The sequence below is a fragment of the Pseudomonas sp. FP1742 genome, assembly GCF_030687145.1.
GTDB classification, from domain to species: Bacteria; Pseudomonadota; Gammaproteobacteria; order Pseudomonadales; family Pseudomonadaceae; genus Aquipseudomonas; species Aquipseudomonas frederiksbergensis_D.
The window spans coordinates 6,162,173-6,177,275 of sequence record NZ_CP117460.1 but is presented as its reverse complement, the minus strand read 5'-3'; the positions used below and the strand labels follow the sequence as shown (position 1 = coordinate 6,177,275).

Annotated in this window: 15 protein-coding genes; 7 read left to right on the top strand and 8 right to left on the bottom strand. The window is 59.4% G+C overall.

Features of this window, described 5'->3' with window-relative positions; translation table 11 throughout:
* Positions 1 to 40: 40 nt before the first annotated feature.
* Positions 41 to 490, top strand: a complete 450-nt coding sequence (locus PSH64_RS28055) for a cytochrome c (protein WP_105340852.1) — start codon at positions 41 to 43, stop codon at positions 488 to 490.
* 20 nt (positions 491 to 510) lie between these two features.
* Here PSH64_RS28055 and PSH64_RS28050 read toward each other — a convergent pair whose 3' ends face one another.
* The 4 genes from PSH64_RS28050 to PSH64_RS28035 form a co-directional block, all read right to left on the bottom strand.
* Positions 511 to 906, bottom strand: coding sequence for a DUF1090 domain-containing protein (locus PSH64_RS28050; protein WP_105340853.1), 396 nt, complete (start codon positions 904 to 906; stop codon positions 511 to 513).
* 92 nt (positions 907 to 998) lie between these two features.
* A complete protein-coding gene (gene ligB, locus PSH64_RS28045; RefSeq protein WP_305479278.1) occupies positions 999 to 2,678 on the bottom strand; it encodes an NAD-dependent DNA ligase LigB in 1,680 nt (559 codons plus the stop codon).
* 264 nt (positions 2,679 to 2,942) lie between these two features.
* Positions 2,943 to 4,133, bottom strand: coding sequence for a methionine adenosyltransferase (gene metK, locus PSH64_RS28040; protein WP_105340855.1), 1,191 nt, complete (start codon positions 4,131 to 4,133; stop codon positions 2,943 to 2,945).
* A gap of 18 nt (positions 4,134 to 4,151) precedes the next feature.
* Entirely contained in the window at positions 4,152 to 5,147 is a 996-nt protein-coding gene (locus PSH64_RS28035; protein WP_305479277.1) for a metalloregulator ArsR/SmtB family transcription factor, read from the bottom strand.
* Positions 5,148 to 5,420: 273 nt separating this feature from the next.
* Here PSH64_RS28035 and tkt point away from each other — a divergent pair, with 273 nt between their 5' ends.
* The 6 genes from tkt (at position 5,421) to fba (ending at position 11,798) form a co-directional block, all read left to right on the top strand.
* On the top strand, positions 5,421 to 7,418 hold the full coding sequence (gene tkt / locus PSH64_RS28030) for a transketolase (RefSeq protein WP_105340857.1): 1,998 nt from the start codon (positions 5,421 to 5,423) through the stop codon (positions 7,416 to 7,418).
* Between the two features lie 150 nt (positions 7,419 to 7,568).
* A complete protein-coding gene (epd, locus tag PSH64_RS28025) occupies positions 7,569 to 8,633 on the top strand; it encodes an erythrose-4-phosphate dehydrogenase (RefSeq protein WP_105340858.1) in 1,065 nt (354 codons plus the stop codon).
* A 17-nt stretch (positions 8,634 to 8,650) separates the two neighbouring features.
* Positions 8,651 to 9,814, top strand: coding sequence for a phosphoglycerate kinase (locus PSH64_RS28020; RefSeq protein ID WP_105340859.1), 1,164 nt, complete (start codon positions 8,651 to 8,653; stop codon positions 9,812 to 9,814).
* Between the two features lie 34 nt (positions 9,815 to 9,848).
* Positions 9,849 to 10,070 carry a hypothetical protein gene (locus PSH64_RS28015; RefSeq protein WP_105340860.1) on the top strand — a complete coding sequence of 74 codons (222 nt, stop codon included), beginning with the start codon at positions 9,849 to 9,851 and terminating at the stop codon, positions 10,068 to 10,070.
* Between the two features lie 57 nt (positions 10,071 to 10,127).
* A complete protein-coding gene (locus tag PSH64_RS28010; RefSeq protein WP_305479276.1) occupies positions 10,128 to 10,460 on the top strand; it encodes an MliC family protein in 333 nt (110 codons plus the stop codon).
* 273 nt (positions 10,461 to 10,733) lie between these two features.
* Entirely contained in the window at positions 10,734 to 11,798 is a 1,065-nt protein-coding gene (gene fba / locus PSH64_RS28005) for a class II fructose-bisphosphate aldolase (protein WP_018928755.1), read from the top strand.
* Positions 11,799 to 11,877: 79 nt separating this feature from the next.
* Here the strand turns inward: fba and PSH64_RS28000 are convergent, their stop codons facing one another.
* The 4 genes from PSH64_RS28000 to PSH64_RS27985 form a co-directional block, all read right to left on the bottom strand.
* Positions 11,878 to 13,077 carry a type II toxin-antitoxin system HipA family toxin gene (locus PSH64_RS28000; protein WP_305479275.1) on the bottom strand — a complete coding sequence of 400 codons (1,200 nt, stop codon included), beginning with the start codon at positions 13,075 to 13,077 and terminating at the stop codon, positions 11,878 to 11,880.
* The gene (locus PSH64_RS27995; protein WP_064620880.1) at positions 13,074 to 13,325 is read right to left on the bottom strand and encodes a helix-turn-helix domain-containing protein; all 252 of its coding nucleotides are present in this window, start codon (positions 13,323 to 13,325) and stop codon (positions 13,074 to 13,076) included. The genes PSH64_RS28000 and PSH64_RS27995 overlap by 4 nt, the downstream gene beginning before the upstream one ends.
* Positions 13,326 to 13,528: 203 nt before the next feature.
* Entirely contained in the window at positions 13,529 to 13,891 is a 363-nt protein-coding gene (locus PSH64_RS27990) for a DUF6124 family protein (RefSeq protein WP_305479274.1), read from the bottom strand.
* Between the two features lie 459 nt (positions 13,892 to 14,350).
* On the bottom strand, positions 14,351 to 15,019 hold the full coding sequence (locus tag PSH64_RS27985; RefSeq protein ID WP_105340864.1) for a polysaccharide lyase family 7 protein: 669 nt from the start codon (positions 15,017 to 15,019) through the stop codon (positions 14,351 to 14,353).
* Positions 15,020 to 15,103 lie beyond the last annotated feature (84 nt).

The window sequence follows — 15,103 nt, the reverse complement described above, 5'->3', positions numbered from 1 at the left end:
CGAGGATACTGGCTGCCGTTTCCCGTGACCTGAAGCCACCATGACTCTTAAAAGACTTTCTGTTGTATTGCTGGCCTGTCTGGCCTTGTCCGCCTGTGGCGGTGTCGACCCGAACTCGCCACTGGGTCAGCGCAAGGCGATCTTCAAGCAGATGCTCAAGACCGGCGAAGATCTGGGCGGCATGTTGCGTGGGCGTATTCCCTTCGATGGCCCGAAATTCGCCGACGGCGCGGTGAAGCTCGACGCGTTGTCCCATGAGCCGTGGAAACATTTCCCGCAGGTGCGCGAAGCAGATCACACCAGCGCCAAGGACGATGTCTGGCAGAAACAGGCACGTTTCCAGGAAATGGCCCGCACCCTTGAGGGCGCCACCGGTGAGCTGGTGATCGCCAGCCAGGTTCAACCCTACAAGGCCGGTAACCTGGGGCCGGCGGTGCAGAAAGTCGAAGACGCGTGCAGTGCTTGCCATAAAGAGTTTCGGGATCATTGAGGCGGCGTATTCAAACCGGATTACTTATCCAGTTCGTCGAGCGCGTCCTGTAAATCCTTGCGCGATTGAGCCAGTTTGTCTTTGCGCTTGTTGATCTTCTCGGCGTCGCCTTTCTTCATCGCCTTGTCGAGATCGGCCTGACGCTGGCTGACTTCATGCTTGGCGTCGAGCACCTTGTTTTCCCGTTCCTTCTTCAAGGAGGCGTCGGTGCAGTGGGCGGTGACTTCGCTCAGGGCGGTTTCCAGGCCCGCCTGTTGATCGGCATTGCCGTGGGACTTGGCCAGTTCGATCTGATTGATGATGCCTTGTTTTTTTGCGGCGCAGCCGGTGAGGCCCGGGGCGTCTTCGGCGGCCATCAATGGAGCGGCCATCACGCTGCACAGGGCCAACAAGGCGAGCGGTGAAAGAAGTTTCATAAAAGCTCCAGGTGAAAAATTCGATATGGCGATGGGCTGTTTGAGCCGCATCGGCACCTTTGGGTTCCCGGGCTGGCGGGGCTTGCCGGCTGCTAAAAACCGTCAATCCCGGCAACACGTAATGTCTCGCTCAAGGCCAGGACCTGCGGGTCGCGGAAAAATGCGCTCAATTGCGCCGCGCGTCCCGGACCGATACCGGCTTCGGCCTGCCATTGCTCGGTATTTCGTTGTGCCAGCACCTGCCATGAATCGGCGAGGCGTGCCTGGCCAGTCGGCGGCAAGCCCAGGGCTTTGAGCCAGTGAGCGAACGGGCGTTGCCGGGCGCTGTTGAAACTGTTCGCCAGGCGAGCGCTGCTGCGTTCGCCGAAGCCGTCAATGTTAGCAAGCTCTTGCTCATCGAGGGTCAACCAATCGAGCAGGCCGCCGAGGCGTTCGGCCTTGAGCAGTTTTTCCCAGGTGCCCGGTCCGACATGAGGCAAGGCCAGCCCCTGTTTGCCGCTGAGCCAGGCCAGGCGTGCGAGGAACTGACTTTCGCACCCCGGGGTCGGCTGCCAGCAACTTAACGGATGAAAATCTGCTGCCAGCGGTACGTTCAATTCAGGGCGCTCGGTGCTGCGCAATACGACACCGTCGAGCCTGGGGATGGTCAGCCCCGCCAGGCTGATGGCGACCTGATCGCCGGGACGAATGTCCAGTGCCTCCCAGCGTTGCAGGGAGCTGACACTGACGCGCTTGATCTGCCGGTCATCGAGCATTACCGGGGCCAGATCCAGCACCGGTGTGATCCGGCCGGTCCGTCCGATCTTGAAGTGGACCTTGCGCACCTCGGCCAGCGCCTGGGCAAAAGGGTATTTCCAGGCAACGCTCCAGTAAGGCGTTTTCGCCTGCCAGCGCTCGGCCGGTGGGCGTTTTCCTTGACGCAAAACGATGCCATCACTGGCAAACGGCAAGGGCGAGCGATACCAGTGATCGCGCCAGCGCTCGGCATCGGCAAATGCCTCGATCGGCTGGCTATAGGGCGCGGTGCTCGGGAACCCCAACTCATCCAGAGCCTCCACGCGGGCCGGCAGGTTTTTCGGGCCTTGCGGCCAGTCCCAGACAAACAATCCGATGCCGGCGCCTTGCTCGGCGCTCAGTTCCTTGCGCGCCATCAATCCGGCCACCGTGGCGCGGGCATTGAGGCTGCCGGCCTGGGCTTGTATGTGATCAGTCAGGCGCCAATAGAGTTCGCCTTGCAGCAGCAGGTCCAGCGGCTGTGGAAGGTTTTGAGGGATGGCGGCGATCTGGCGTGCCGAGGCGGTCCAGTCATGGCCGTTTACCCCGTCGCCACGACTGATCGCCTGGTACAGCCTGCCATTGCGATAGACCAGCGTCACTGCCACGCCGTCGACTTTGGGCTGAATCCACACATCCCCGCGATCTTTCAGCCAGGCTTCGACGGCGCGCCCATCGCGCAGTTTCTCCAGGCCTGTGTGGGCGATGGGGTGGGCAACCGTGCCGCCGGCCGTACGCAGCGGTTCGGCGGAGGGGCCTGAGTCAAAACACTCGCGCCATTCAGTCAGTCGCGCGCGGGATTGATCGTAGAGTTCATCGGCGATCAGCGATCGGCCTTCGCGGTGGTAGCTGTCGTCCCAGAGATCGATTCGCTTCTGCAATGCGGTGATTTCGTCGAGAGCGCGGGCCGGTGGCCAATCGGGGCAGTTGGTGGCATTGGCGGTCAGGCAGGTGAGGGTTAGCAGGAAACCGAAAAACAGGCGCAGGTTGGGCAGCATCGAGAGCGTCCTTGCTCGTTGGGATGCTTGAAGGCTAGATCAGTGTTGGTGAGTGCAAAGTATGGTTTTTTTGCTGAGTGTTTCTGGCGTGAGGCAGAGGTGACTGGGCAGGCCTCTTCGCGAGCAAGCCCGCTCCCACATGGACCGAGATCAAATGTGGGAGCGGGCTTGCTCGCGAAGGCGGCGACACGGTCTCAAGCGGCTGCACAATAAAAAGCCCCGCACGGCGAACCGTGCGGGGCTTTGGGTGCAACCGGGGAGGTCTTACAGGCCGGCGGCAGTACGCAGAGCGTCGGCGCGGTCGGTTTTTTCCCAGGTGAACGTGGTGAACGTATCGTCGCCCACGGTTTTGGTTTCCGGGGTACGACCGAAGTGGCCGTACGCAGCGGTGTCCTGGTACATCGGGTGCAGCAGGTCGAGCATGGTGGTGATCGCGTATGGACGCAGGTCGAACACTTCACGAACCAGTTTGACGATCTTGTCGTCGCTGATCTTGCCGGTGCCGAAGGTGTTCAACGAAATCGAAGTCGGTTGAGCGACACCGATCGCGTAGGAAACCTGGATCTCGCAACGCTCGGCCAGGCCGGCGGCGACGATGTTCTTGGCCACGTAACGACCGGCGTAGGCCGCCGAACGGTCAACCTTCGATGGATCCTTGCCGGAGAATGCGCCGCCGCCGTGACGGGCCATGCCGCCGTAGCTGTCGACGATGATCTTGCGACCGGTCAGGCCGCAGTCGCCCACCGGGCCACCGATGATGAACTGGCCGGTCGGGTTGATGTGGAACTGGGTGTCCTTGGACAGCAGTTCGGCAGGCAGTACGTGCTTGACGATCAGCTCCATCACGCCTTCGCGCAGGTCTTTGTAGGACACGTCAGGGTTGTGCTGGGTCGACAGTACAACGGCGTCGATACCGACAACCTTGCCGTTTTCGTAGCGGCAGGTCACTTGCGACTTGGCATCCGGGCGCAGCCAAGGCAGCAGGCCGGACTTACGGGCTTCGGCCTGGCGCTGAACCAGTTGGTGCGAGAAGGTGATCGGTGCCGGCATCAGCACGTCGGTTTCGTTGCTGGCGTAGCCAAACATCAGGCCCTGGTCGCCGGCGCCCTGATCTTCAGGCTTGGCACGGTCAACGCCCTGGTTGATGTCGGGGGACTGCTTGCCGATGATGTTCATCACGCCGCAGGTCGCGCCGTCGAAGCCGACATTGGAGCTGTTGTAGCCGATGTCGAGAATCACGTTACGGACGATGTCTTCCAGATCGACCCAGGCCGACGTGGTGACTTCACCTGCGATGATTGCCACGCCGGTTTTCACCAGAGTCTCGCACGCCACGCGGGCGAACTTGTCTTCAGCAATGATGGCGTCCAGCACCGCATCGGAAATCTGGTCGGCGATTTTGTCCGGATGCCCTTCAGACACGGACTCGGAGGTGAAGAGGGAGTATTCGCTCATCTCGATTGTTTCCTGAATTTACCGATGGTGAGTGTCGCCAGCCGGTCGCTGAAAATGGCGGACCTGAATCTGGAAACCATTACGTAAGCCTACATAGAGGCTTTCCCCGGGAACGAGTCCCGCAGCGGTGGCCCAACGGGCCAGATCGTCCTGTTCAAACCCCAACCAGAGATCACCGCAGGCCTCCCTGGCCCAACTCTGGTTGTGGCTACATAACTCTGTCACTAACAGGCTACCGCCTGGTTGCAGCAAGGCGGCCATGTGCTTGAGTGCTTCGGCCGGCGCGGCAAAATGGTGCAGCACCATGTTCAGTACAACGCAGTCGGCCTGAAGGCTCACACCGTTCAATGCATCGGCCAATTGCAGGCTGACGTTAGCCAGCGTTTCACGTTCGCAGACCTGACGGGCCAGTTCGAGCATCGCCGGGCTATTGTCCAGCGCGATGACCTGAGTGAAGCGCCGCGCCAGCTCCGGCAGAAAACCGCCATCGCCGGGGCCTACTTCGATGGCCGTGGCACCAGGGCCGAAACCCAGCTTGTCGAGCAATGCCACCACGCTTTCGCGGTATTGCGGCAGGCCGGCGATCAAGTCTTGCTGGGCGCGAAACTTCTCCGCCACCCGTGAGAAAAAGTCCTGGCTGGCCGCGGCTCGTTGCCCATGGACCTGCGCGATCCGCGCCTGAACATCAGGTGGCAGGGTCAGGTTGTCCACTTCTTCCATTAGCGCGGCATGCAGCTTGCCGCCCAACAGGTCGGTATGGGGCAGGGCGCGGCGGTAGAAAATCGCATTGCCTTCACGGCGGGTCGCCACCAGTCCGGCCTGGGCCAGTACCTTGAGGTGGTGACTCATGCCGGACTGGCCGATGCCGAAGATCTGCGCCAGTTCCAAAACGCCGAACGAATCGTTGGCCAGCGCGCGCAATACATTCAGCCGCAGAGGATCGCCGCCGGCCTTGCACAGGGCCGCCAGCTCATCGCAATCGTCATGTTGAACGGAAGGCACGCGCAAATTCATAAGGCCAGCAGTCTAGTGACGGTCAGAAATCACTGCAAGGGCAATATCAAAAAGTTTTGATATTGCTCGATAGATGGCACTTCTTAACGTTAGCTTCAGTCAACAAACCGACAGCGGAAAGGATTCATCGGCCGAATACGTCGTTATCCATTGGAAAAACGCCTTCAGATCACGATCTGTCATTGCCCCGAGGCCGGTGGGTGAGGGAAAATGCTCGCCTTTTTTCCGATTCGTTTTATTCATTCTCGATTCAATATCCGCAGGAGATCAGCGATGCCCAGCCGTCGTGAGCGTGCCAACGCCATTCGTGCCCTCAGCATGGATGCCGTGCAAAAAGCCAACAGCGGCCATCCCGGTGCCCCTATGGGCATGGCGGATATCGCCGAAGTACTTTGGCGTGACTACCTGAAGCACAACCCGAGCAATCCATCGTTCGCCGACCGTGACCGCTTCGTACTGTCCAACGGCCACGGCTCGATGTTGATCTACTCGCTGCTGCACCTGACTGGCTACGACCTGTCGATCGATGACCTGAAAAACTTCCGCCAGCTGCACAGCCGCACCCCGGGTCACCCGGAATACGGCTACACCCCGGGCGTCGAGACCACCACCGGTCCACTGGGCCAAGGCCTGGCCAACGCCGTGGGTTTCGCCCTGGCGGAAAAAGTCCTGGCGGCGCAGTTCAACCGTCCTGGTCATAACGTCGTCGATCACCACACCTACGTGTTCCTGGGTGATGGCTGCATGATGGAAGGCATTTCCCACGAAGTCAGCTCCCTGGCCGGTACGCTGGGCCTGGGCAAGCTGATCGCCTTCTACGATGACAACGGCATCTCCATCGACGGCGAAGTCGAAGGCTGGTTCACCGACGACACGCCGAAGCGCTTCGAATCCTACAACTGGCAAGTGATCCGCAACGTCGACGGTCACGACCCGGAAGAAATCAAGATCGCCATCGAAACCGCGCGCAAAAGCGCACAACCGACGCTGATCTGCTGCAAGACCACCATCGGCTTCGGTTCGCCGAACAAGCAAGGCAAGGAAGACTGCCACGGCGCCCCGTTGGGTGACGCGGAAATCGCCCTGACCCGTGAAGCGCTGAAGTGGAACTACGGCCCGTTCGAAATCCCGGCCAACATCTACGCCGAGTGGGACGCCAAGGAAGCCGGCCGCGCTGCCGAAGCCGAGTGGGATCAGCGTTTCGCCGCTTACTCCGCTGAGTTCCCTGAGCTGGCCAACGAACTGGTTCGTCGTCTGAGCGGCGACCTGCCGACCGATTTCGCCGAGAAGGCCCAGGCCTACATCGCTGAAGTCGCGGCCAAGGGCGAATCCATCGCCAGCCGTAAAGCCAGCCAGAACGCCCTGAACGCGTTCGGCCCGCTGCTGCCGGAACTGCTTGGCGGTTCGGCTGACCTGGCCGGTTCCAACCTGACTCTGTGGAAAGGTTGCAAAGGCGTCACCGCCGAAGATGCCAGCGGCAACTACATGTACTACGGCGTTCGCGAGTTCGGCATGAGCGCGATCATGAACGGCGTGGCCCTGCACGGCGGCCTGGTGCCTTACGGCGCGACCTTCCTGATGTTCATGGAATACGCCCGCAACGCAGTGCGCATGTCGGCGCTGATGAAAAAACGCATCGTCTATGTATTCACCCACGACTCCATTGGTCTGGGCGAAGACGGCCCGACGCACCAGCCGATCGAGCAACTGGCCAGCCTGCGCTGCACACCGAACCTCGACACCTGGCGTCCAGCCGATGCCGTTGAATCGGCGGTGGCCTGGAAGTTCGCCCTGGAGCGTGATGACGGCCCTTCGGCGCTGATCTTCTCCCGCCAGAACCTGCAGCATCAAACCCGCAATGCGATCCAGATCGAAGAGATCGCCCGTGGCGGTTACGTGCTGAAGGACTGCGCAGGCGAGCCTGAGCTGATCCTGATCGCCACCGGTTCGGAAGTCGGCCTGGCCGTTCAAGCCTTCGACAAACTGACCGAGCAAGGCCGTAAGGTCCGTGTGGTATCGATGCCATGCACCAGCGTCTTCGAAGCCCAGGACGCCGGCTACAAGCAATCGGTTCTGCCGTTGCAGGTCAGCGCGCGTATCGCCATCGAAGCCGCCCACGCGGACTACTGGTACAAGTACGTGGGCCTGGAAGGCCGCGTGATCGGCATGACCACCTACGGCGAGTCGGCGCCTGCGCCGGCCTTGTTCGAAGAGTTCGGCTTCACCCTGGAAAACATCCTGGGTCAGGCTGAAGAGCTGCTGGAAGACTGATCCAGAAAATGTGTCGTCTGGACTGCCGCCTTCGCGAGCAAGCCCGCTCCCACATGAGATCGCATTCTCCTGTGGGAGCGGGCTTGCTCGCGAAGGCGTCGGACCTGTCAATGCTGCACTGACGGATTCACCCAGGGAATCGAGAACCCCATGCCTCAACCGCGTCCTTACAAAGTTGCACTCAACGGCTACGGCCGGATTGGTCGTTGCGTCTTGCGTGCGTTGTTCGAGCGGGGCTCGACGGCTGGGTTTGAAATTGTCGCGATCAACGATCTGGCCGACATGGCCAGCATCGAATACCTGACACGCTTCGACTCCACTCACGGGCGGTTTCCCGGTGAAGTGAGGGTTGAGGGCGATTGTCTGCATATTAAGGGCGACTGCGTGAAGGTCCTGCGCAGTGCCACCCCCGAAGGCATCGATTGGGCGTCGTTGGGCGTCGATCTGGTGCTGGAGTGCTCCGGCGCTTATCACACCCGTCAGGATGGCCAGCGCTTTCTCGACGCCGGTGCGCCACGGGTGCTGTTTTCCCAACCGATGGCCAGCGAGGCGGATGTCGACGCCACCATCGTCTACGGCGTGAACCAGGATTGCCTGACCGGCGACGAACTGCTGGTGTCCAACGCGTCCTGCACCACCAACTGCGGCGTGCCGCTGTTGCGTCTGCTGGATCAGGCCATTGGTCTGGAATACGTGTCGATCACCACCATCCACTCGGCGATGAACGATCAGCCGGTGATCGACGCCTATCACCACGAAGACCTGCGCCGCACCCGTTCGGCGTTCCAGTCGGTGATTCCGGTGTCCACTGGTCTGGCGCGAGGCATTGAACGCCTGCTGCCGGAACTTGCCGGGCGAATTCAGGCCAAAGCCGTGCGGGTGCCGACGGTTAACGTGTCTTGCCTCGACATTACGATGCAGACCATAAGTGATACCGACGCCACCGAGGTCAACCGGATTCTGCGCGAGGCCGCCACCCATGGCCCGCTCAAAGGCCTTCTGGCCTACACCGAGTTGCCTCACGCCAGTTGTGATTTCAATCATGACCCCCATTCGGCCATCGTCGATGCCAGTCAGACCCGCGTTTCCGGCCCACGGCTGGTGAACATCCTGGCCTGGTTCGACAACGAATGGGGTTTTGCCAACCGAATGCTGGACGTAGCAGAACACTATCTGCAAACAGCTTCTCCACTCCCTGTTTCTCAGAAACTGTAACTCAGGAAATGCGACCCATGACCGTGTTGAAGATGACCGACCTCGATCTGCAAGGTAAGCGCGTACTGATCCGCGAAGACCTCAACGTCCCAGTCAAGGACGGTGTTGTCACCAGCGATGCGCGTATCCTGGCTTCGCTGCCGACCATCAAGCTGGCCCTGGAAAAAGGCGCGGCCGTGATGGTCTGCTCGCACCTTGGCCGTCCGACCGAAGGCGAGTTCTCGGCCGAGAACAGCCTCAAGCCAGTGGCTGACTACCTGAGCAAGGCCCTGGGCCGCGAAGTGCCGCTGGTGTCCGATTACCTGGGCGGCGTCGACGTGAAAGCCGGCGACATCGTGTTGTTCGAAAACGTGCGTTTCAACAAGGGCGAGAAAAAGAACGCCGACGAACTGGCCAAGCAATACGCCGCCCTGTGCGACGTGTTCGTGATGGACGCTTTCGGCACCGCTCACCGCGCCGAGGGCTCGACCCATGGCGTGGCCAAGTTCGCCAAAGTCGCCGCTGCTGGCCCGTTGCTGGCCGCCGAACTGGACGCACTGGGCAAGGCCCTGGGCTCCCCGGCCCAGCCAATGGCCGCCATTGTTGCGGGCTCCAAAGTGTCGACCAAACTCGACGTACTCAACAGCCTGAGCCAGATCTGCAACCAGCTGATCGTCGGTGGCGGCATCGCCAACACCTTCCTGGCCGCTGCCGGTCACCCGGTTGGCAAATCGCTGTACGAGCCGGACCTGCTCGACACCGCTCGTGAAATCGCGGCGAAAGTCAGCGTGCCATTGCCAGTGGACGTGGTGGTCGCCAAGGAATTCGCTGAAAGCGCGACCGCCACCGTCAAACTGATCGCCGACGTGGCTGCAGACGACATGATCCTGGACATCGGCCCACAGACCGCGGCGAATTTCGCCGAGCTGCTGAAGTCGTCCAAGACCATCCTGTGGAACGGCCCGGTGGGCGTGTTCGAATTCGACCAGTTCGGTAACGGCACCAAAGTGCTGGCCCAGGCCATCGCGGAAAGTTCAGCGTTCTCCATCGCCGGCGGCGGCGACACCCTGGCGGCCATCGATAAATATGGCGTTGCCGATCAAATCTCCTACATTTCTACCGGCGGCGGCGCGTTCCTCGAGTTTGTCGAAGGCAAAGTGCTGCCGGCCGTTGAAGTCCTGGAAAGCCGGGCCAAGGCCTGAGGTCGCCCATTTGACCAGGCAAAGGAGTGTTCACATGGTCAGGACATTAATGCTGTTGATCGCCGCGGGCATGCTGGCGGCTTGCGGGAGTAACCCGAAAGCCACGCCGGAGCCCGCGCCTTCCGCGACAGATAAAGGCTGCTATCAGGCCGACTGGCAAGCGGAAACCAACCCGGTGATCAACAAGCGTTCCGGGCCCGACGGCCTGGACAAATACGAGACACAGACCCCGGCCAAGGAACATGGCTGCCCTTGACGGGTCTGACTCTTTAACTCAAGGCTGGCGGCGTGCGCCGTCGGTCGAGGAACACGGATGAAACGCTTTATTGCCGTTGCGGCATTGGCATTGCTGGCAGGTTGCGCCAATTTGAACCTGTTCAACACTGCCAAGCCAGCGGACAGCTGGACCACCTGGACCTGCGACAGCCAGGCCAAAGTGCTCTGGCGCTACACTGATGTGAGCCGCAAGGAAGTCGACGTTCGCCTGGGCGGCGCCGATCAGGTCTACCGCCTGAAGCTTGAGCCGGGCGTTGAAGGTTCGCTGTATAGCAACGACATGCTGGCGTTTCACATAAAGGGTGAGGAAGGCCTGGTGTACTGGGTCGCCACCAATGATTTGATTGGCCGCGGTTGTAAAGCGCAGTAAGACACGAAGTTGATACAGCACAGATCCAATGTGGAAGCAGATCTAAATGTGGGAGCGGGCTTGCTCGCGAAGGCGTTGGGTCAGCTTGCATCAACGTCGAATGTGAAACCGCATTCGCGGGCAAGCCCGCTCCCACAGGGTTCCTGTGTAGTTTGAGAATTTGCATCACCGAATCCGCAGCCCGGGCCAACCCCCGATCTGCAATAACTTGAATAGCCGCCGCTACGGCAGGCTGGCACGATTAACGACCCTCAACCGGGAGAGACACACACAATGGCACTTATCAGCATGCGCCAGATGCTGGACCACGCAGCCGAGTTCGGCTACGGCGTTCCAGCCTTCAACGTCAACAACCTTGAGCAGATGCGCGCCATCATGGAAGCCGCTGACAAGACTGACTCCCCGGTGATCGTCCAGGCTTCGGCCGGTGCTCGCAAATACGCAGGCGCCCCGTTCCTGCGTCACCTGATCCTGGCGGCCATCGAAGAATTCCCGCACATCCCGGTGTGCATGCACCAGGACCACGGCACCAGCCCTGACGTCTGCCAGCGCTCCATCCAGCTGGGCTTCAGCTCGGTGATGATGGACGGCTCCCTGGGCGAAGACGGCAAGACCCCGACCGACTACGAGTACAACGTTCGCGTTACCCAACAAACCGTGGCCATGGCTCACGCCTGCGGCGTATCGGTGGAAGGCGAGCTGGGCTGCCTGGGTTCGCTGGAAACCGGCATGGCCGGTGAAGAAGACGGCATCGGCGCCGAAGGCGTTCTGGATCACAGCCAAATGCTGACCGACCCGGAAGAAGCCGCGGACTTCGTCAAGAAGACCCAGGTCGACGCCCTGGCCATCGCCATCGGCACCAGCCACGGGGCCTACAAGTTCACCAAGCCGCCTACCGGCGACGTGCTGGCCATCGACCGCATCAAGGAAATCCACAAACGCATCCCGAACACCCACCTGGTGATGCACGGTTCGTCTTCGGTTCCGCAAGAGTGGCTGGCGATCATCAACCAGTACGGCGGCGACATCAAAGAAACCTACGGCGTACCGGTTGAAGAAATCGTCGAAGGCATCAAGCACGGCGTGCGCAAGGTCAACATCGATACTGACCTGCGTTTGGCGTCCACCGGTGCGATGCGTCGCCTGATGGCCACCAACCCGAGCGAGTTCGACCCGCGTAAATTCTTCGGCGCGACTGTGACTGCGATGCGTGACGTGTGTATTGCGCGTTATGAGCAGTTTGGTACTGCCGGTAATGCTTCGAAGATCAAGCCGATTTCGTTGGAAGCGATGTTCCAGCGTTACCTGAAAGGCGAGTTGAACGCCAAGGTTAACTAAGCCTTAGAGTTTGACCCGTGTTGTGAAGAACCCGCCGAGAGGCGGGTTTTTTCTGGGCGGGGATTTTTGCGCGCAATAACTACCCAAAAGTCATAGAAAATGGCGCTGCCGCTTGCTCAATGGCACTGACCACATGAGGCGCCTGTTCCCGATACTCAGGATAGCGTTCAAGTACTGCTTCAGCCGAGGCAAGCAATTGCTGAATGCGCTCCTGAGGTCGCTCGATCTCACAGGTGTGCGCAAACTCAAGCAGTCCTTGCCGCGAGGCAAACATTGACTTGTTGCCCGCCAGATCCAAAGCCAAAACATCTTCCGGAATATAGGCCGTGGTGTTAACGATGTCGTAGGCCGGCGCCAGGTGTGCATCGCGTTGCGTAGGATCGGAATAGAGCAATCCGAAGTTTTTCAAATGAGCGTCGCCATTCCCGACAATACAGCTCAGAGCAACGCTATCGAAGAGTTGATCAAGGGAGGTGCGTAAATGTTTAGTCGGGCAGAACACGCGAATAGCCTTGGCGATTGCCGCATAGCTTTTGCTGTACTTCTGGTTAGCCGATAGCCCCATCAACACCGCCATGTCTTCAAATCCAATTGGGTTGAGCTGGTCGTCGCGATCAAAGCGACGCATGACAAACAGCTTGGCATTATCGGAAAGGTAAAACGGCGGAACGGGAATACCGGCCTCCTTCGCAATGGACATGCAAAGGAACTCGTTGATTGCCAGACCGGGAAATTCGTCTCGGCCACTTTTGATAATCAGGTCCGAGGTTTTCGATGTCACCCGTGATAATCCGGTTTCCAGGCGTTCCGGTACCAACACTTTGGGTTGAACGCCGGAAATGCCGGCACGCAGGATGTAGCGATCAAGAATGTCGGCGAAGATATCCTCCGTGCCGTCCCATGTCAGAATCTCTTCGAGTTTCTCCCCCGGAAATTGTTGCTCCTCCAGCAAGGCGTCAACCGTTTCAGACCGCACTTGCACCCTGCCAATGGGCGAAGTGCTGCCGGAAAGCGCCAGCAAAAGCATCGGATCGACATTCACGGTCTTGGCCAATCGATTGCGCAGTTGCTCCAATACATAGCCTTCCGGCAGATTCATCTGAAAAACAGGATGGAGTTCGCGCCGACGAAACTCGTTATGCCTTACTGGCATCGACAAGCTGATAGCCATTTCTGGCGATGCATCGTCGTGATAACGGAATGTGAAGTCTTCGGCATCGCTGAAAAGCCTGCCGCTACGCCCCTCAGGCGTGCTGACTTTGAGAGAGGACATCTTCATTCGAATAAATCCCCAAGCTCTTCAAGGGTCGGCATAGCAGCTGGAACGACAGCAAGCTCACAATCCAGAGCGCCAAGGACGCGCGCATAGGCGATCATGCCGACAGACAGAGTACCTTTCTCTACTGCGATGACTTTGTATCGTGTCAGCCCCGCGAGGTCGGCAAGCTGTGCTTGCGTCAGACCGCGATTTATACGTTTTTCGCGTATTTGGTTGCCAAGACGGCTGATCAACAGAAAATAATCCATGTTCCGCTTCAGTAACATTTATAGCTAAATGTAGCGTATACGCAACATTTTATCTACGTCGTATTTAAGTCCACGGCCATCGGCGACACGGGGATCGAGGTTAACTAAGCCCGAGCGTTAAGCTGCGTTGATAAGAAACCCGCCGAGAGGCGGGTTTTTTCATTGGAAGAAAGTTTGCTCACCTTGCACCAACCGAGCCGCGATTACTCCTTCAATTCGACATGATCCAACGCTTGATTCACCGCCAGTTCACCGAGCATGACCACTTGCGCAATGCCCAACAGGGTCTTGCGATGGGAGGTCTCCAGCAATGCTGCGAAATTGTTGAGCATGGTGGTGGCCGAGCCGAGTGTTTCGCTGGCGTTGGCCAGCAGCGCTTCGGTGTTGTACTTCGGATTGGCGAGGTACATGGGCTCGGGTTCGTGGGTGGTGGCCATGATTTTGGCGGCCGGGTTGAGGTAATGGTCGAGGGCGCGCTCGGCGGCTTCGTGGAATTTTTTTGAATCGGGGGATTCGTAGGGGGATGCCGGGTCTGTGACCGGCGGATGCGGCGTTGATTTAGTCATTTGCTCGAAACCTGATTGGAGTGCCCCTCTCTGGCTACTAATCAAAGTGGAGGCAACTGTACGCAGGTTAGTAGACCGGGGTTTCGAGCAAGCCGGCGCACCCGAAGGTGCCCTGCGCACAGTTACCATCAAGCGCAGGAATCGAAATCCCTGACTGACAGATGCTTGTGCACCAAGCTCGAAACCACGGGCTACTAAACCCGATCACTGCGAATCAGTGACACGAATCAAGTTACCGATGGCCTCCCAGACGCACAAGCCGGCGGATTCTGGCGTACCTGTAGGCGGTGACGCAAGCCGTTGTAGGCCTCATGAAGTAACGCTGAGTGTCTTTAAACGTGGGCGTTTAAGTGAGGCCTGATGCCAATCAGAGAAGAGATGGCGTTGGACACAAAGAACCTATGGCGAGGGAGCAAGCTCCCTCGCCATAAAGGGTGGATTCCTGCGGTCTTTCAGGGATTACGTATCGTGATCGATATCCAGCTTGCTGAACGTCACTTCCCCGCCTTCAGTGGTGTACCCGGTGTTGTCCTGCACATAAACCCCGGCCTTGAAGTACAGCGGCTTATCACGCCACATCGTGCTGATGTCGGTATCCCACTGGTACCCCGCCGCACTGATGCCCAATGCACCGCCCCGGCTGAGGTGGATGAGGTAGGAGAATTCCTGATTGAGTTTCACGCCGGTGGCGATGGTGATGACCCGGGCGGTGTCGTCGTCGGGGTGCATGCGGACTTTGGCGACGATGTTGCCGGTTGCGCTGTAGTCCTTGTATTGATACTCGACCTTCACCATGGGCTTCTGGCTGTTGAAGGCGTGGATCTGGCCAATGACGATCTTGCCCGAACTGGGCACCTGGCTGACCGAGAGGGTGGCACGCAGGAAGTTGTCTGCGTCGGGGTAGTACCAGTTTTTCAGCGTGCCATTGCTGTAGGTTTCGCGCAGTTCGGTGCGCGGGTAGATCGCGTTTTCGGTTTTGGAGCCGGTGACCGGGGACCAGAAAAATAAAGTACCGGTGTCGGAGTGGAAGTATTGATCCTTGAAGCCGTCTACCAGCTTGGCTGTTTCGACGGTGTACGGCGGGCTGCCGACAGGAACGCTGAGGTTCCAGGTTGCGAGATCGATCATAATTCAAGCTTCCACTTTTTTTACTGCACGTGCGTGCCAGAAGCTCTAGCTCGCGCCTTCGGGGGGGTCTTTATAAGCGTAGAA